This is a genomic window from Bartonella sp. CM31XJBT (assembly GCF_028618555.1).
Lineage (GTDB): Bacteria > Pseudomonadota > Alphaproteobacteria > Rhizobiales > Rhizobiaceae > Bartonella.
Genome location: NZ_JAQITD010000016.1, coordinates 30,208 through 49,959, shown reverse-complemented (window position 1 = coordinate 49,959; position 19,752 = coordinate 30,208). Strand labels below are relative to the sequence as shown.

The 19,752-nt window shown below is 37.7% G+C and carries 14 protein-coding genes; 5 read left to right on the top strand and 9 right to left on the bottom strand.

Features of this window, described 5'->3' with window-relative positions; genetic code table 11:
- Window positions 1-449: 449 nt before the first annotated feature.
- A complete protein-coding gene (locus PVV63_RS07440) occupies window positions 450-2,438 on the top strand; it encodes a M23 family metallopeptidase (protein ID WP_273791323.1) in 1,989 nt (662 codons plus the stop codon).
- A gap of 907 nt (window positions 2,439-3,345) precedes the next feature.
- Here the strand turns inward: PVV63_RS07440 and PVV63_RS07435 are convergent.
- From PVV63_RS07435 to PVV63_RS07425, 3 genes are all read right to left on the bottom strand, one after another.
- Window positions 3,346-4,776, bottom strand: coding sequence for a sensor histidine kinase (locus PVV63_RS07435; protein ID WP_273791322.1), 1,431 nt, complete (start codon window positions 4,774-4,776; stop codon window positions 3,346-3,348).
- Window positions 4,777-5,000: 224 nt separating this feature from the next.
- Window positions 5,001-5,555, bottom strand: coding sequence for an RNA polymerase sigma factor (locus PVV63_RS07430; RefSeq protein ID WP_273791321.1), 555 nt, complete (start codon window positions 5,553-5,555; stop codon window positions 5,001-5,003).
- A 7-nt stretch (window positions 5,556-5,562) separates the two neighbouring features.
- Window positions 5,563-5,766, bottom strand: coding sequence for a NepR family anti-sigma factor (locus tag PVV63_RS07425; protein WP_273791320.1), 204 nt, complete (start codon window positions 5,764-5,766; stop codon window positions 5,563-5,565).
- A gap of 169 nt (window positions 5,767-5,935) precedes the next feature.
- On the opposite strand from PVV63_RS07425, the gene PVV63_RS07420 reads away from it, so the two are divergent.
- The 4 genes from PVV63_RS07420 (at window position 5,936) to PVV63_RS07405 (ending at window position 9,824) form a co-directional block, all read left to right on the top strand.
- Window positions 5,936-6,730: a response regulator gene (locus PVV63_RS07420; protein ID WP_273791319.1), complete on the top strand. Its 795-nt coding sequence runs from the start codon at window positions 5,936-5,938 to the stop codon at window positions 6,728-6,730.
- Between the two features lie 22 nt (window positions 6,731-6,752).
- On the top strand, window positions 6,753-7,766 hold the full coding sequence (locus PVV63_RS07415) for a sensor histidine kinase (protein ID WP_273791318.1): 1,014 nt from the start codon (window positions 6,753-6,755) through the stop codon (window positions 7,764-7,766).
- Between the two features lie 1,198 nt (window positions 7,767-8,964).
- Complete coding sequence (locus PVV63_RS07410; protein ID WP_273791326.1) at window positions 8,965-9,330, top strand: hypothetical protein; 366 nt, start codon at window positions 8,965-8,967, stop codon at window positions 9,328-9,330.
- A gap of 47 nt (window positions 9,331-9,377) precedes the next feature.
- Complete coding sequence (locus PVV63_RS07405) at window positions 9,378-9,824, top strand: hypothetical protein (RefSeq protein WP_375657829.1); 447 nt, start codon at window positions 9,378-9,380, stop codon at window positions 9,822-9,824.
- Window positions 9,825-11,129: 1,305 nt separating this feature from the next.
- Here the strand turns inward: PVV63_RS07405 and PVV63_RS07400 are convergent.
- The 6 genes from PVV63_RS07400 to PVV63_RS07375 form a co-directional block, all read right to left on the bottom strand.
- Window positions 11,130-11,891 (bottom strand): DUF4167 domain-containing protein, encoded by a 762-nt coding sequence (locus tag PVV63_RS07400; RefSeq protein ID WP_273791316.1) that lies wholly within the window; start codon window positions 11,889-11,891, stop codon window positions 11,130-11,132.
- A 1,692-nt stretch (window positions 11,892-13,583) separates the two neighbouring features.
- The gene (locus PVV63_RS07395) at window positions 13,584-14,027 is read right to left on the bottom strand and encodes a hypothetical protein (RefSeq protein WP_273791315.1); all 444 of its coding nucleotides are present in this window, start codon (window positions 14,025-14,027) and stop codon (window positions 13,584-13,586) included.
- A 2,040-nt stretch (window positions 14,028-16,067) separates the two neighbouring features.
- Window positions 16,068-16,865: a hypothetical protein gene (locus PVV63_RS07390; protein ID WP_273791314.1), complete on the bottom strand. Its 798-nt coding sequence runs from the start codon at window positions 16,863-16,865 to the stop codon at window positions 16,068-16,070.
- 90 nt (window positions 16,866-16,955) lie between these two features.
- Window positions 16,956-17,282: a hypothetical protein gene (locus tag PVV63_RS07385; protein ID WP_273791313.1), complete on the bottom strand. Its 327-nt coding sequence runs from the start codon at window positions 17,280-17,282 to the stop codon at window positions 16,956-16,958.
- Between the two features lie 698 nt (window positions 17,283-17,980).
- Window positions 17,981-18,346: a hypothetical protein gene (locus PVV63_RS07380; RefSeq protein WP_273791312.1), complete on the bottom strand. Its 366-nt coding sequence runs from the start codon at window positions 18,344-18,346 to the stop codon at window positions 17,981-17,983.
- A 138-nt stretch (window positions 18,347-18,484) separates the two neighbouring features.
- Window positions 18,485-18,772, bottom strand: a complete 288-nt coding sequence (locus PVV63_RS07375) for a hypothetical protein (protein WP_273791311.1) — start codon at window positions 18,770-18,772, stop codon at window positions 18,485-18,487.
- Window positions 18,773-19,752 lie beyond the last annotated feature (980 nt).

Genomic DNA, 19,752 nt, shown 5'->3' with positions numbered 1-19,752 from the left:
TACTCGTCGTATATAGTACTCTTTCAATCAAAGAGTCAATATCATTTTTTATTTTTTTTTAAATAAAATAACCCAAACATTTCCAATAAAATATTGTAACAAAAAATCCTATTTCAAGACATTATTGCTAAAATCTGCCTTCATAAAAATAAAACATGAAAACAAAAGGAGTTCAAAGAGAGCATGGCGCCTTTAAAGTAAAATATAGCACCCCATTGCAATGCATGAAAATAGGAAGTTGCCTAAGAATGAGTTAATCTCAATAACGCTTGTTTTATGCTACTTTAATAAGGAAATTTTTCTGCACAGGTACGATTTATAAAGACATTGCTGTATAAAGAGAATCGCATGATCTGTAATTTGTAAAAAGAATCAAATTCCTGTAGAAGCATGCTAAGCTATCTATCTAGCTTTCTTTATTTAATATTGAAAAGTACTCTTATAAATCTATGTGGGATAACGAACAACAAAAAAACGATCCTGGACAGGACCCTGCTCTTGTCGTCAAACGCTTGCGGCCTGCGCGCCGACAGGTCTCTGCTCGTTGGCTTACGGGAACCATTCTGACAGGAATCACTTCCTGCATTCTTATGGGGATTGCACTTTTTACGGCTCTTGATGAACAACAGCGATTGGTAACACCGCCACAATGGTTTACGCAGGAAAACCTATCAGAATCACAAGACCCTGAGGCCAATGGGTATAAAGGTGATCGTATTTCTCCCACCCATGCACGGCAAAGCTTTGACAGAAAACGTCAATTTGAACTATCGATTCTACAAAAAAAAGGCGATGAAAAAGTCATTCAAACACAACATTTTGAATGGATTCGTATGGCTTTAGCCGAAAATCGCCCCCAGAAATATAGCTATCCAAAATTTGATTCTTTAAGCATTCTTGCCAGTGATTCGCAAAGTCAAAATATTGCACCACAAGAAGATTCTGGGCAGATTTACGGTGCAAAAATCGAAACAAAACTCACCTTACGCAGCTATGATTTTAAGGTAAATCAATTCGATTTTGATGACAGCGACACATTGACAGATGAAGAGGCACAACAAGAAGTGCAAAAAGCTGGATTTACTTTAGAAAAGAGCACCGAACTTCTTTCAGTTCTCACATTGATTGATCCTTTAAAGTTAGAAGATGCATCCTCCCCTTCCCAAGGCACAGAATCCCCTGAAGTTCGAATCGTTCAAGAAAATGTAACCGTTTCTCCTCAAAGCCACCGTATCGATCTGACGAAAAACTATGTTGAAGATATTATTCCTATTCGTAAAAAACAAACGATAGCCGATGCTTTCAAAAAAACCAGTTATACAAAAAAGCAAATTGACCAAGTTGTAAAAACGCTAGAAAAAATAAGCCTTTCCGATACTCTTAAAGAGGGAAGCCTTTTACGCATTGGTATCGTGACACAAGCTGGTGAAAAAGACCATCTCGTACGCGCAAGTATCTATCAAGGGATGCATCATGTTCTCACCATTGCCCTGAATGATAAAGGCCAATTCATTGAAAGCACAGAGCCTAAAATGTCTAAAGCGCTTAAAACGGCTTTTCAAAATGGTATTCCGCATTCTTACATCAATAGCGCGCAATTACCAACGGCTTATGATGCACTCTATAGTGCTTTGCTCAGTCATAATATATCACAATCTCTCTCTCATCGTCTTATTCGTCTGCTGGCCACCAATATTGACATGAAAAGTCCGATAACACCCAATGATCAGATCGAAATATTTTATGCCGTACCACAAAGCGATAAAGAAAACAAAAACGGCAAAAAGAACTTGAAAGCAAAGGAAGCATCCAAAAACACTGATCCAGAAATTCGTTATATTAGCGCAACTTTTGGAAATACAACTTATAAATATTACCGTTATCAATTAAAAGATGGAAGCGTTGATTATTATGATTCTGAAGGGAAGAGTTCAAAGCCTTTCTTGCTGCGCAAACCCACACCAAATGGGATTTTTGGCTCCCCCTTTGGTCCACGCAAACATCCTATTTTAGGCTATATTCGCATGCATACGGGTGTTGACTGGGTTGCTCCTAAAGGATCGCCCATTATTGCTGTAGGAGATGGTATTGTCACAAAAGTAGGCGTAACAGGCGGCTATGGAAATCACACGGAAATTCAACATGCCAATGGATATGTCAGCAGTTATTCACACCAAAGTCGTTATGCACCAGACATCAAACCAGGCGTGAAAGTACGACAAGGACAAATTATTGGATATGTTGGATCAACAGGAATGGCAACCGGTCCCCATTGTCATTTTGAAATTATTGTCAATGGCGTCAAAGTTGATCCCATGCGCATTCGTATACCGGATAGCAAAGCCTTAACCAATCAAGACCTACAAACATTCCTACAAGAAAAAAACAATATTGATTCTTTGATCAACAGCCCGATAGCACCCTCCGAAGAAACTTAAAGCATGAAAGCATCTGCATTTTTACAACTCAAAACATCTAAAAAATATGCTTTAGCGCTTACTTTTCTTAAAGAGATTTCCGCATTTTAAATATCTATTAAAGAATACGCCGAAAGATGCCACCACCCAAGGTCGCATCACAATGATTAAAAATAAAACGCCCTCCCCTTTTCAGGTTTACGCACAATAGGTTTGCAGATTTACGCACAATAGAAAAGTGAAAAATATGAACCCCCAAAAGGCTAACTCTTCTTGTTTATTTTATCAAAACGATAAAAATCCCTTTGTTTTCCATGCAATAAAGTTTTAAATCAAAGGTGAGTTTTTCTAAAGAATGAAGATTCTAAAATCCATATCATTCTATAAACAACCCGACTTCTTGTTGAATAGATTTCACTTGTTGAATGTATGCTGTTCATAGCCCTAAAGGACGGTGTTTCATGAACTTTATGAGCAAGTTTTACCTAAGAGAATATTCCTTACACACTTTTACAAAAACACCCCATATTTAAAGTTTTAACAGCCCTTACAAAAAATAACAAAACTTAAAAAAACAATCTCTTCGCAAAGAAATAGAGCTTACGAATATAAGTATTATTATTGGCTTAAAGGAGCACTTATTCAAAATAAATTTAAAGGCTCACTTAAGCACTTCAAAGCTCTAAGACAAGGAGAACTTTGAAAGCGGATCATCGGAGTCAATAAAGCAAAAAAACAACGAGACCAAAAGATGAAGAAGCAAGGTTGCTTCTCTTAAAAGCAATTGACAATCTGATATGAATGGTGCTGTGTTCGCGCTACTGAAGCCGTATTTTTTCTTTTTCTTGTGAAAAGATGCCCTCCCCATACATTCACGATGAATGAAAGGCAGCTTACCACGAGCAAAGAGTTTAACCCTTTAAAAAAATCAGTCAGAGCTTTTTTTTGAACTATTCATGCTAAGTTTTGGCAAAGGAATAACAATCTTTGTGCCTCCTAAAGCAGAAGTTTCAAACAGAGGTTTTTCACCAAATTGCATACAGAGCTGTTCCACAACCACACGACCAAGTCCTGTTTTTTGTTTTAAAGTTTGGCTTTTCATTCCCACGCCATCATCTTCTACAATGAGCATCAATTGTCCATCTTTCTGGGGACCAAAGGAGATATAAATATGACCCGACCGTTGATCAGGAAAGGCATGTTTTAAGGAATTTGTCAGCAGTTCACCAAGGATAATTCCAAGTGTTGTCGCATCTCTTGAAGACAGGCGACAATCTTTAAAGTTGGTGTGAATGGTGATGTTTTCACGCAATTCAAAAGGAACTGCCAATTCGACATCATGCACAACAGAACTAAGAAACTCTGCCAATAAAGTCGTTTCCATATCATCACTTAAGCGCAAACGACGATGTGCTGTAGAAATTGTCTGAATACGATCACGTGCAGCACCTAGAACAGAACGTACCTCTTCATTTTTGCTCCGGTTTAACTGGAGCCCCAGCAAAGAAGACACCGTTCCAAGAGAATTGCCAATGCGATGGCTTGCATCCTGCAACAATATTTCAACCCGCTGGCGTTCTTTTTCAGCGTGATTACGTGCTCTTTCTAATTCTTGTGTTCGTTCTTTCACGCGGGCTTCCAGAGCGATATTTTCGCTATGAAGCAGCAATTGATACAATTTTAAAGAGCGCATATCACGATGAAAACGATTAATAACAAAATAGGCAGAAATAAAGGTACTTACAACGGAAACAATAGCCGCCAATGTCAAAGCAGCCCGCATCAATGCGATACCCTCACGCTGTTTTTGTCGCACTACATCATCCCCATTAATAAAGCTTGTCATCAATTGAGCTAAACGTGCCACAGGAATCTTTGATACTTCCAAAGAGTCCGCATGAGAAGGTTGAGAAGGTTGTTCAGGAATCGCATCAAGAGCATGCATATGGGCATTCATAAAGGCTTTTCGTGCTTCAACCTCTTCTTTAAAAGCCGTAAACCATTTATACCACTGGGGATGCGCATAAACAATAAGTGCGATATAGTCGAGAATATTCCCCAACTCCCGCTCTGAATTTTCAAAACGTATTTTATCTTCCGCCTTGCGCGTTTTTGCATAGCTGCGATCAGCAACAGCCATATCAATCAAGCTAATAAGGACCAAATCAGCCTGTTCGCGCAATTCTGAACTTGTATTCAACTGTGCGATTTCTCGATCAACGGCATTTGAAAGCAACATAATAAAAACCGATGCCAAAAGAGCCATAACAAGAGAAACAACAATCGCACCCCACCGCCAGCGTGATATCGTTGCATCAGAAGAAGGCATTTGAGGCATCAAATTTGTTGTTGTTGTCATAGAATGTCCATTGGCGAACTTGAAAGTCGTCATTTTTCAGCACAAAGGAAGGCAACCTTATGGAACATAAAACCTAAAGCCCGTGAGAAAGTTTTATACAGGCTTTTCTTGTGTTCCTAAGGATACACGCCAAACTTCTGAATTTCCTCAGATACTGACTTTACTGTAATAGCTATAACGGGAATAAAAAAAACAAGGCTATCGATCATAATTATTATGCTTTTTTAGCCGTTAAATGAACACAATGTACTTCCAGCTGAGTAAGAATCAGGACCATAATCAGACTCACCATCCACCTTAAGAAGTTCTTGTAATCGATTACGCGCCCTGCTCACACGGCTTTTAATGGTTCCAACAGCACAACCACAAATAGTCGCAGCATCTTCATAAGAAAACCCCGATGCGCCAATGAGAATAATGGCTTCTCTTTGATCGGCAGAAAGCAAATTTAAGGCTTTTTTGAAATCTTGCAAATCAAGCGATCCATATTGAGCAGGATGAACAGCGACATTTTGAGTAAACACGCCATCGGTATCTTGAACTTCTCTTCCCTTTTTACGCATTTGACTATAAAATTCATTGCGCAAAATGGTAAAAAGCCAAGCTTTAAGATTAGTCCCCATCTCAAAACTATCTTGCTTAGCCCATGCCTTCATAACAGTATCTTGAACCAAATCTTCAGCTTTATCGTGCTTGCCACTTAAAGAAACAGCAAAAGCTCGTAAAGCCGGCAACACAGAAAGGAGTTCTTGTTTAAAGTTTTTCGCGCACTTTGACATAAAGGATTCAAACCTTTTCCACATTGTTTAAGCCAAAATGCTCTGCGCGCTCCAACTTCTCTAAAAGCTCAAGCAAACACCGTGGCAGTGCCTCTTCTTGAATTTCCATGTAAAATTGACGTAACTTCCGTGCTATTTCGCTATTGACCCCGAGAAGATCATCTCCAACTGTAAATTGTGTGGTGAGATTTTTTTCATCACGGTCGTTCATTTTTCATCCCCCTAATCCATATAATATTGGTAGCACCGCGAAGAATTTTTTCGCCTTATAGTTGTAAATATAGCTGTCGGTAAAAAGTTCCATACAAATCAAGGAACTTTTTTATCGGTTGAGAATTTCAACCAACAAAGTGCTTGAAAGGTCAAAGGAGTTATAAATTATGTCATTATCAACGCGTATTGCCCCGCATCTTCCCTATCTTCGGCGTTTTGCCCGCTCTGTCACCGGTAGCCAATCCTCTGGCGATGCTTATGTGTCAGCGATGTTGGAAGCACTCATTGCCGACATCTCCATTTTTCCCAAAGCCTCCACTGACCGAATTGGTACCTATTGGCTTTTTTGCCATCTTTTTGACCAAACCACACCGAACATCCCAGAACCCCTGCCTCAATTTGGTCTTGAACAAAAAACCAGTGCCAAATTATCCTATCTCACGCCCCGTGCACGCCAAGCATTTTTGCTCATTGCCGTTGAAGGATTTCATGAACAAGAAGCCAGCGAAATCATGAATCTGGATACGAAAGAATTCCGCAAGCTTCTCAACCAAGCATCTATTGATATTTCTCAACAAATTGCCACTGAAGTCATGATTATTGAAGATGAACCTCTTATTGCGCTTGATATTGAGCAAATGGTAGAAAGCCTAGGTCATCATGTTGTAGGAATAGCGCGCACGCGTGATGAAGCTGTCATTATGTATCATAAGAAAAAACCACGGTTGATTTTGGCTGATATTCAATTAGCCGATAACAGTTCAGGTATTGATGCGGTCAACGAGATTTTGAAAAATGACCGTATACCAGTGATTTTCATCACGGCTTTTCCCGAAAGGCTTCTCACTGGCGAGCGTCCAGAACCAACTTTTTTAGTGACCAAACCTTTTAACCCAGATATGGTGAAAGCGCTTATTTCCCAAGCTTTATTTTTTCAAGAGAATGCTTCTAAAGCGGCTTAGAACAGGGTAACATCTTAAAATTATGATTGTTACGCCTCTTTCAAAGCCTCCCATGGATAAATCTCATATGAGTGCGCTCATGCAAGCGATTCGTGGTGCGGATATTTGCGTTCTCTATCAGGCAACAAATCTGGTTTATTTATGGGCTGAAAACTTGCCCCACCATTTGCACAATAAATGGCGGGTTGGGTGTCGTGACAGCGACTTTTTTTCGCTTGACCTTGCAGACAATATGGAAACCATCAAACTGCAAGTTTTAGCCAGTGGCAAAATGCAAACTGTTGAAGCACGTTTTGAAGATACAAACAAACAAGAGATTTGGTACAAATTTTCTATTGATTGCCACCGCAATGATAACGAAGACATTATTGGTATTATCACCACCGGTGTCAATATTTCCGGCTTACGCCGCCGTGAACAAGTGCTTAAAATCCTTCTTCGCGAAGTCAGTCACCGTTCTAAAAATCTTCTAGCGATCATTCAAAGTATTGCCAGTCAAACCGCCCGCTATACTGAAACTCTTCAAGTTTTTTTACGAAAATTTCAAGGTCGTCTTCATTCTCTTTCTCATTCTCAAGATCTGATCACGGATTCCGATTGGCGTGGTGCTCAATTTCGCGAATTGGTCCAAACGCAGGCTTTAGGCTATTTAATGAAAGAAACAGAACGTTTTTCACTTGAAGGCGTCGATCCTTATCTTTTTCCCAATGCCGCTTTGCATATTGGTTTGGCTTTTCATGAACTGATTGTCAATTCTCTTTCTTTTGGAGCCCTTTCCCAAGAAAAGGGAAGCATCTGTGTACGCTGTGAAATCGAAACAAAACTGAATGACAAAACGCAACTTATCATCACGTGGCATGAAAATTTTGAATCCGGCATCCCTCCCACAAACAATAAAAAAGCCTGTTTTGGTAGTGCCGTTCTCGAAAAAATCGTTCCCATTTCCGTGAATGGTTCAGCTTCCCTCAAATTGACACAAGAAGGAATTGTCTATTGCCTCTCTGTTCCTGATACTTATTTTGATATTTTTTCTTAAAAGAGCATTTCAAACAATAAATAAACAAGAGAAGTTTCCCCTTTTTTAGTAAAATGTCTCATCTGTTTATTAAGCACAAAGACATTTTCCAACCTCTTTAAACCAACCTCTATAGTCCCCCAATAGTTCCCCAAAACCTTAACGAAAAACCTTAACGATGAGAACTGAAAGCTACATAAAATCTATTCCCGCTGTTAATCAACTTCCATCCCTCATATAACCGGCATATTTTAAAACAGAAACCAAAACGATAAAGAGCAAACCGTTTCAACTTTTACTATGCCAAATAAAAGCGAGCCTATTACCCATCTCTTTTTGTGTAATTTTCGCAATGCGCATATAATTTTATTTTGGCATAATATGCAATTTCAAGAAGTAAAGCTAACATCCATCATCATTCTTCAGCTTTACGGGCTTAAAGCCTCCACGACAACGACAATTAATTGATGAAAATTACATATTTTACGCTTTTATTTATCGCATTCTATAATGGAGATATTCTCTTCAAGTACAATAGGACATTCTAAAACAGAATACACTTATGTCTTTCATTCACGCACTTTTTTAATATTTCCCAGCGCATCCACGCTCATTTCAAAACAGTATCTGTAAATAAGATATAATAGCCCCCAGCCCCCCGTAAAGTGAACCCTCAAACACGCCCCTTTTTGCGCCATATCCTTCTGTACCTTCATGCCTCTTTTCACTTCATAAAAGTAGTAGCTGAGCATCATCATACCATTTGTCTTTCATGTTACAATAGCCATTGACCTTTGAGAGCGTCCATAAGAGGCATTTTAGGCTTTTTTTCAAATATTTCTCATTGATACAAAGCCCACACACACCCCTTTATGACGTGCAAGCCAATAACTTTGATTAATTCACTATAAAGGGGAAAACGCATCTCAAAGGGGAAAACCCATCTCAAAGGGGAAAACCCATCTCAAAGGGGAAAACCCATCTCAAAGGGGAAAACCCATCTCAAAGGGGAAAACCCATCTCAAAGGGGAAAACCCATCTCAAAGGGGAAAACCCATCTCAAAGGGGAAAACCCATCTCAAAGGGGAAAACCCATCTCAAAGGGGAAAACCCATCTCAAAGGGGAACTAAAAAACTTTGAAAGCGTTTAACAGTGAAGAAGCCCCTAGGCTGACAAATTGCAGTCCGCTCTGTCAACCTCTCATTTGGAAAATAATTGATGAATCCCCTTGTTTTTATCCTCTTATTAGTTTCATGTACAGATGATTTTAATAGTTGCTATTCGAACAATACAATGGTTAAAATCTATCCAACGGCTCAAGCTTGTGAACAAGCCATGGTACCGTCCACAAAAAAGTTTGCACTTTATGGACAACAAATTTTTGCCCAATGTATAAACGTACATGCAAATTTGCATCAACAAGAAGTAAACTTGATCTGGTCTGTAACAAACCATGGAAATTTTCTTCTTAAAAGCCAAAACGTAAAGGACAAGGTGTCTACAGTCCACAAAGAAGATATTTTACCAACATCGCTTCCTCTTTTGCATTCTTCTTCCACAAACCTCTTGCACAAAAAACTTTAAAAGCATAAACCCATCAGATCTCAAAAAAATAATCAATGAAAGACATGATGGATAATAAGCGAATGCAACCTTCAAAAGACCATCACACAGAGCAAAATTCTCTGCCTCAAGATCTCCCTTTAGACCCTGCCGTAGAACGAGTGAGAAAAAAACTTATGGGTTTAATGATTATTTCCGTTTTAATAACGCTTTTCCTTATTCTAACCGTACTGTTTTTAATTGTTTATAAAGTGATAACAACCGGATCAGCGCCAAAACAAACCGAGTTATCTTCCTCTCCCAGCAAAAACCCACACGTTATCCATCATACGCTCTCTCTACCGGAAAAAACACAGATTTTGTCGCAAAGCCTCTCAGAACACAATATTGTACTGAAAGTTTTAACCCCTGATGGACAAACAAAATTTATGATTTACAATTATCATACCGGTGCTCTAATCGCCGTTCTTTCTGTTGAAACAACAAAAGAGAGTTCGAAGATAATGCCTCATTAAGAAAACTAACATCAATAAGCGCTTAACATAGCATCCTTGAAGATTTAACATTTTCTGCAAGCCGACACTATCACACGCTTTGCCAACTCGTGGGTGTTGCCAACAGCCCTTGGCGCTAGAGAGAGTTCATAAGAGCCATTTTTATTCCTTTCTTATACAAATTTATCCACACGGGCTCTCCCCGTTTGCAACGTGCAAGCGAATGTTTTTTGTTGATTCAACATGGAACAAATTTGGACATGAGAGAATTCTAGGGGCTTAGGGGCTCTCACCTAACATTCAAAACAATGAATTATTATTATAAATCAATGTGATAAGCATTAAATATACACCACACGGGCGACGGCGCGTTTTTTACTGTATCCCCTCACTTAAATCTTGGAAAAGAAGAAACCTTTCTGTCAACGCATTCCCATTTTTAAGAAAACTGACATCACTTGGGAAAAGCTAATAAACGTGCAAGAAATACCTCTTCTTGAGTGCAAAAATTCAACATATTAATTTATAGTGATGATTTATTTTGCATGTCAAACGAGAATCTCAAATACTGTATGATTCTCCCTTTCAAATCTGTTCGTAAGAAACTGAATCAAAATCATTTCTTTACATATCCCAGCAAGGAAATGGATGAATAAAAATACCTCTTATGAATGATCCGGTATCAAAAGAAGAACTGTTGCAACATTGAAAATTAAAGCAATAACGCCCAGCTTACATCTTTTATTAAGCAAAGATAGCCGATGAATTTCACATAATAGAATTCATGAACACCAACGCGAAATGGGCATAAATACATTGAACAATATTAAATATAAGTGTGAATTAAATAAAACAACGACATTGCGTTCTTCATAAAAGAACTGCCTCTTAAAATACACGGATGCGGTTTTCTCTGTATTCCCTTACTTAAATCCCAGCAAAGAGGCAATCTTTTCTGTCAACACCCTTTGTTAAGTCTCAATACTGCCCGTGAAAATTCAAAGAAAGCGCAAGAGGCTTCTTGAGTATATACAATTTACTATCATAATACCAATAACATCACCACAAGCGCTTATACAGCACCTTTCAGGTTTAAACATTTTCCTCTGCCTCAAGATTGACCACTTGAGCGACGACGTATCTTTCCCTGTATTCCCTTACTTAAATCCCAGCAAAGAGGCAATCTTTTCTGTCAACACCCTTTGTTAAGTCTCAATACTGCCCGTGAAAATTCAAAGAAAGCGCAAGAGGCTTCTTGAGTATATACAATTTACTATCATGATACCAATAACATCACCACAAGCGCTTATACAGCACCTTTCAGGTTTAAACATTTTCCTCTGCCTCAAGATTGACCACTCGGCGACGGCGTGGTTTTCTCTGTATCCCCTCACCTAATCCAGGCAAGGAAGAATCCTCTTTTGTTGCTGTTGATGCATCTCCATTGCTAGAGCTTTCTGCTGTTGTAAGTGAAAGCTCAAGAGATGATTCATCTTGAGTCCGTACAGTACGTCGACGGGGAGAACGACGTGTTTTTTTGACGGGTTCAACATTTTTCTCAGAAAGACTGTGCTCTTGATCTGTTTTTCCATCCGATAGAGCCTCTAAAGCGTTTTCACGCGCATCCCCATTTTGCGCTTTATCATATTGGCCATTGCCATTTTTTTGCGACGACATTTGTAATACATCTGTATCACCCTCGACAGCATCCTTTTTTTCACCATCAAGATTTATTTCACCGCATTCTTGCTCATTGTTTTCATCACGATTTTCGTTTTCATCACCACGATTTTCATCACGCCGAACCGATTGAGACATTTGCCCAGCTGCTGCTAAAATAATACGCAAATAGTGCTCGGCATGTTGTAAATAATTTTCCGACATAACACGATCACCTGCACCTTGTGCATCACGCGCAAGGCTTATGTATTTATCGGCAATTTGCTGAGCATTCCCGCGAATTTTAACATCCGGACCGCTACTTTCATAATTGCGAGACAACGGATTAGGACCGCGACGATTATTATTGTTATTACCATTATTGTTATTATTGCGACCGCGTACCCGTCTATTTTGTTGTGGCCTCATCTTTATCCCTTTTTGGAGTGTTTGTCTTATTGTGTGTCTTAATTGACGCTTCCTCATTACATTATCTTTTGATAATGCTGATCATTTTTAACATACGATTATCAAGCTATCCGCGTTTATTTCACTCAAACGAACCCTACTGATATTGATAAAAGCATATATTTTCTTGAAAATCACAAAACAGCAGGGAAATCGTAAATCAAAAATTCCCTTTTTCTCTGTCAAACAGCAGAAATCTAATGATGTTCACGTAAAATGCCAAGTGTTTTTTTTAAAATAAACCATATTTCACTAAAAAAATAATTATCTTGTGGAAAACAAAAAGGAAAACACACACACAACATACCTGACAAAGAAAAAATTCCTGCCAGAGAATATTAGAAGCTTCCTTTTTTGCTCTAAAACCACAGCTCTTAAAAACGCCGATATTCTCTACCCCTCGTGCATTTAAATCACAAGCACTTCCATCCCAACGAGTCACTGCGCGAACCTCTTTATTTTATAAATATAGCCTCTCTTCATCGCTAAAGCAACCCCTTGCGAGCGATAATCCACGATCGCTTCACAAAACCTCTTGATTTTTATAGATAGATTAACACGAAGTATTATTCAAGCCCTATAATCACCAAGAGATCAATCTTCTTTTCCAAATAAGCTAACGATACTATCAATTTCTATTTTAACCCATAGAGTTTTTAAGTTAATCACAGTTTTTATTTATAACAAATTGAGCTTAAAAATAAAATATTTAAATACAAAAAAATATTAAATTATGAAAAACCCGACCAATATATCAAACTTTTTTTTAAAAAATCAGTTTCTTCTCAACAAAATACCCTCCTCAAAGCCTATCAATAAGAATGGCCTAACGCATTTCCTCACTTATCTTTTCTGATAAAGTATTTTCTGATAAAGAAAACTAGAATTATAAAACAAGCACATTTGTAAACCCAGCACAGCGTTTTACGCATGAAGAAGCCTTGAATGTTTATAAAAGGAAGTTTTTTTACTCATTTTAGTCATGTCTATTGACTTACCCCCTCAAAGAACGAAGATTCTCGAGTCACACTGGTCTGTCAACAATGAAAATTCTTATAAAATTCGTACAGTGAATTGGTTATAATGATAATTCATATTTTTTGTGTTAAGTAAGAAAACTTAATACCGTAGGATTTTTCATTTTCTATCTGTTTTCTGTTGAATCAATCTCTTTTTCTTGCATGTTACACGTGGGAAAACCTGCGTGGAGTAAAAACAATAAAAAAGACTTGAAGTACCTCTTATGAACCGTCTCTAAGGCTAAAGGGCTGTCGAGAGACACCATTGGGAGCAAGCAAAGTGTGAGATAGTACCGGCTTACTCTTTTTTAAATCATAAAGATGAACATACTCTATAAATTTTATATATTTTATGAGGATTATACCATTCACCAGAACCATTACGAAATGGATTTCCCACACTCGTTCTTCCCTTAAAAAAGCGCAACAAATCCTCCTGAAACTCTACCACGCCCTCCCCTTAAACATTTCAAGACGGCATCCATACCTTATGTCGCCACACCTTAAATAATAAGAAGTGCGATATAACAAGATAAATAAATCAGGTTGCTATTGGTCTTGAGGCAGATAGTCATTTAAGAGGCTTTTATTTTTTTATAAAAATTCGCGTCCTTTTAACTTTCCGTATAAAAACTTAAAAGTAATTGCGCCTTTTGCCTGTTTTATTTTCTTTTTCATTGAGAAAACAGTCTCGTAAGAGAAAATAATTTCCATCCCCAGGACGGACCATCGTCAAACATTGTTTTTTAGCACTATCAGAAAGCTTATCCCACATTTCACGAATAGCAAAATAGGCCTCACTTTCCAAATTAAGACAATGCTGATAAACTTCTCTTTTCATATCGGGCATAACGGAAGCAGAAATTTCCTTGCAATATACGCGCAGATCAAAAACAGGAATAACCAATTCAACGGGTGCTTGTTGTGTTACTTTTTTATGAGAAGAAAAATAACTAACCACCTTAGCAACAACAAAACACAAAAACACTATACAAAAAAGTATTATGCAAACAAAAGCAATCTTGCGATATAATCTTTTGAAATAAGCCTTTTGTCTTGCTCGGATTCTTTTTTCCATAAAGATTGTACCCTTTAACATCCCAAGAGAAGCTTTTACAGCAAAAAATGATAGAAGTATTTGTGTATACAATACAGGTTATAGCAACAAACGATCAAGACTCTTATGTCAAAAGCCCCTCTTTTTTTATCGTATAATTTTTATCGTATAAAATTCTTGTAAAATACTTTTCTCATGCCCTTTATGAAAAAATAGGGCTGATGATTTTCTTTCACCACCTTAAAAGACGAAGATTCTTCATCCATGCGGCTTTATAAACAATTCGTCTTCTTTAAGATACATCACATTGATTTATAAAGAGTATTTATTGTTTTTTCATATTGAATGAGAGATCCGAACATCGCAGGATTCTCTCATCCTAAATTTGTTTTCTGTTGAAACGATCAAAACCATGTCGCTTGCAAGTTACAAGCGGAGCTGGCATGTGGATTAAAAACTGTACAAAAAAGGCATATGCCTCTTATGAATCGTCTCACGAACCAAGGCTTTCGTAACATTGGAAACTGGAAAAATATATGAGAGTACCAACCTGCACTTTTATGAAGCATAAAGATGAGGGAGATACCTTATAAGTTTTATACATTTCATAGGGGCTTTACCCCTATACCATTGACGAGTGTTCTTGTAAAAGGGACTTGGGAGTGGGATATCTCTTTAAAAACAAGTCCATGAATATGCAATAAATGTATATTCGGAGACAAATAATATTTTAATATTTGAGGCATTCTGTTTTTATGTGAGAGGCATGATCCCAAGAAGACACACGATACATAAAAGCATAAGGCATTATCTTCATTATTTAAATAATATTGCTATAGATAGTTTTGAAAATTATAAAGGAAAAAGATGATAGTCCGAAGAGTGATTAATATGCCTTTATATTTTTCTCAATAAGGCTGTCTTCCTATTTCAGAAATCACTCAAATACAGCCCCCATCTGACATACATAAAGTCTAGCTTACAAAAGCTGGAATCGCTCAGAGAGTTTTGCCCTTCTGAATCCGTAAGGCTCTCATTCTTCTTTCTCTCAAACATGTTACAGCTTTGAAATTTGATGTTGTTTGACAAGCAACAAAAAAGCTCTGTACTCTCTTAAGAAAACAACGCCTTAAAGTTACACACATAATGGATTGGAAAGATGTCTTAGCTTTTTATCAAACGCGCTGTAAAACAACGAGCGTAACATATTGGCTTTTTGCTTATCCCAAAATGTTCATCCTAATTTCTTGCCTCCAATTCCCTTGCCTCCAATTCCCTTGTGTCCCATGCATAAAGATCAAGTTGAAGGAAATATATGGATAACCCTAGACTTGAAAATATGAAAGGAAGGCGTGACAGAGTTTCGCGTTCCTTATGTCATGCAAAAGCATTAGACATTCTGAAATAAGCACTCTTGCTATCTCGTAATGATTTCTTTTTTCTGCTACCGGTCAAATCCCTTTATTTAGAGAATTGGCTATCACAAGTTATGCAACAAATAGCGCTATATGCAACAAACAGAACCTGATTTATATCCGCATGGAATTCGTTCCAGTTTACATGATTGGCTCGCAAAATCCACTTGACTTTCCCCTTCTTCTTTCCCCCTCATGGGATCTCTATCACCATAGAACAAAAAGCGATATTTTATGACGCTTTATGGACAAAATCCCCACCGCCCGAAGAGTTCATCACATGACGAAAAAACACCCCTCATATTCACCACACACAAACACTTCAATATATAAAATTTACATGCCTTCTATCACCGCACTCTCAAAAGGCAGCACGACAACAAGATAAGAAATTATTGATGTAAAACTCCAAACAAAGAAAAGAACGGACTTTCTAATCGAGATCAACAAATACTGTTAAATCAACGCTTCCATTTTTGATGATGTCACACCTATGCTTTATAGCACCCCTATCACACTTCATAATACCGAAAAATTTTCTCTGCCCTACGCACTATGCGCATCAGAACCAATCAAATAAAACAGAAATGCGCTATCTCCCTACTTTTTTGTTTTTGATTAAATAGCAAGATATAGCTGTAATTCTTTAAAGAGCTTCATACCATAGATTCATTTTATACATAATATCATCAACAGAATGTTTGTATGTGCTGCAGGAAGAATCCCCAGAACGCTCCATATGACCACTGGATGAAGAGCTATTACAGGATTCTACAAGAAATGCCAGTGACATTGGAGATAACGCATCCTCGCTATCAGAATAATAAGCTGATAAAAAAGTGTAATCTTGTGAAGGAAGTGTCCCCGAATTTACTTGTGATGGAGCGGCAACAAAAAGAGAATTAAAGGTTCTAGGACCAATGACAATATCACCATTCGCTTGCTGCATAATACTTCTTGCAGAGTATATATGATTTGTATTGATTGCCCCCAGCGAAGCCCATTCATCCTGCCATAAATATGCATAATAAAGATCCATAACTTGTTCATGTTGAACAACGTTGTCAGCAGACATGGCTGTATCAAAGAGTGAGTTAGGAACATAATAAAAATTTATATCTGGAATAATTTCATATAGCCAGTACGTTTCATCAGGATTATTAGCAATCTGTTGCCGCGCCATTCTGTAAACTGCATCCATATTTGCAGTTGTAGACACAAATGCTGAAGTCTGTTGAGCAATAGAGTGCCCAGTTACATGATGTATGATATCCTGATCATCCCCCCAAGGGGCAAAACCTCCTCCAAAGAATATAACAGATGGAGAGCGATCATCTATACGGAAAACCATATGGGGAGGATCAATAGCATATGACAGATTTACATCTGAAAAGAAAAAAAATAAAACTGTCACTAAAAATACTGAGAATGATCTTTGAAACATTTTTATACCTTTGATATACACTCCATATTTTATACCTGTAACCTCTTGAAGCGTTACAGATATAAAAAGGGAGAAAAACCCCTATTGATCTTATTTTAAAGTGATGGCTAAAACCCTTTTTGCTGGCACATGACCCGCTTCAAAAATAACCATTACTTTTCTGTTCAAAATGACTGCGGTTTTTGCCAAATCCAAAATACTTTTTCCAACAATGTTATCACAGCCCCAAATACCTTTTTGAATGTCTGAAGTAGGGCTGATACCGTATCTGAGCTCTAGGCGACATTGTGCTCCTGCGCTAACGACTTGAACCGAATTGAGATAACCGTTTTGTTCATAAACTCCAGCATGAGAAACACCTGTTGTTAATGCTATCATCACCAAAACAATGGATATTTTTTTCAAAAAACTTTTCATAATTTACCTCTTTTAAATTTATTGCAACGGACATGAAATGCATCCCCATGCAATCTAATGGATATTTTTAGCCTCCTCGCCTCCTTAAAGACGAGAATTTTGACCAGCTTTAGCCCGTGATAAGGCTGCCTCATCTCAGTCTATTCTGACCCCTACCCCGCTGTTGCACGATTTATTTTACAGGCTCTACAGCAAAGCCTTCCCTTATTGGTGCCGCGTGAATGATGACTTATTCACACAACAAAACATCGCATGCACAAGCTCTATCATTGGCAATACTACCACTGAAAATGTCTGCCATTGTTAATGTACGTGCATTCTACGGATTCAAAATGTGTCTATGATTTATTGCCTATCGCAAGCGGCATACTGTCAACAAAGACAATTAAGACAAGTATTTACAGCCTCACTACGCTTAAAATCTTTCTAACACCAAACGCTAGAATGAAATTGCCATCTAAGCTCAAACGACGATTGATGCAAAATTACTCAGTTTAAAATAGAAAAAACTGTAGTTGAATATCTTAAGATAGATCCTCAATACCGATCACTCATGAATTCTGTAAAACATGAACGATTATACTCTGAGTAAAAACTGTAAATCAGAAAACTGCTAGGGTTAAAATAACCTTAGTGTAGAAGATTGACCATTTTCCAAGCATCACTTATTTAAGTCACAACGAATACAGATAATACGCTTAATTATCACGCACTCTCAGCCCTCGAATAACATTGATTGGATAGTTACTTCTGTAACAAATATCAACGAATTGCGATGTACTGTAAGCTCTATAGGCCAGCTCAACAATCTCAGGACTTTGAATATGAAATGTTCTTCCTGTAATTTGTGACATTTCTGGCTCTTCTGTAGGCCTCGTTTCCAAAACAGAGAGAATATTTACCCCTTGCAAATTTTTATATGGAATGACAGAAATATTATTGATGATTTGTGATCGAACCATTGTTCCGCCGATATCTGAACAATCATCTGAAATAGTCCTCAAACGTGCAGAAGCTGGTCCAGTAAGACACAAAGCTAAAAATATTAAAATCAATTTTTTCATTATAGAATACCTCTTTTTCATTTTTGGTTGATCAAAAAAATAAATGCTCTATGGACAGGCAAATAACTATCCTGTTCACAACTATCTATCTCACTGCTTTAAAGGAGCTAAATCCCATAGAGACACAAATCGAGATGGTTAATCACCCATCGTTTTACTTTTATCCGCTTCTTCAGCGTCTTGTTTGTGTTTCACATCTTCAAGATCTTTGATAATCGTTTTCAATTGTTGTTCTAAAATATCCAAACGCTGTGTAAGTTGGAGAATATTTTGAGTCTGTATTTTATCAAAACATTGGAGATCTTGACGTGTTTGCTTCAACAGAGCATTCAAAGGAGCATGTCCCATTCTTCCGCTAGCATAAAGAACCACACGAATACATTCAGGATCATCAATATCAGCAATAGAAAATGGAAAAAGTGCCATTATATCCCCCTTTTTGATAAGCTAAACGCGTATTAAGCATTTGAATATCTTTTTCCGTTGTACGGCTCTTGCATTCTTCAAGACAATCTCAGACAATCTCAGACAATCTCAGACAATCTCAGACAATCTCAGACAATCTCAGACAATCTCAGACAATCTCAGACAATCTCAGACAATCTCAGACAATCTCAGACAATCTCAGACAATCTCAGACAATCTCAGACAATCTCAGACAATCTCAGACAATCATGTGAAAGGCTTTTGAAAAAAATTTCCTCATCGAAAATTTTTACAAGGTATTTTTTTAGATTATATTCTGTTTTCCACCTAAAATGATGATTTTACCAGCTGAAACCAAAGAAAAATGCATGATCGCCTTGCATGCTGTGTCAGCTTTCCCCAAAAGGACAAAGCCACCCCCACCGGTCTTTAAATAATGCCAATCGATAAACAACAGTCTGTTAACAATCTGGCTTCTTATCTAACAGATTTGACTTGGCTTCCCCCTGCAAATGCATCCTTGTAATGTATCCCCTGTCCAGAGTTATTCTACAAAAAAAGCTGTTTTAAGAATACGCACAGACGAAAGGCATCCCATGCATAAAATTTTAACCGCATCTCAAACAATATTATTTTACAACACAATGGGATAAACTATTGTCTTATAGATTTTCTCGTATCACTCTCATTCTGTTTCAAGAAGTTGCCTGATAAGCACAAAATGCCATCTAAGAGAGTTCAATGCCTCACCATGTACTACAACGCATCGCCAACCTGCTGCTCTTGCCAACAGTGCACCCATTTTGAAAACAGTGGGACCATTTTGAAAGCAAAGAGCCCTTTTTTCCTACACGCTTTGCCAAAAAAGAAAGCGCTCCATTTTGCCTTTTCTCGCTTTAAATAAACATATCCGTTGACCTCTTTCCACCACCTAAAAGGACGAAGATTTTAGCCCACATCGGTTTGTAAACAATCCAACT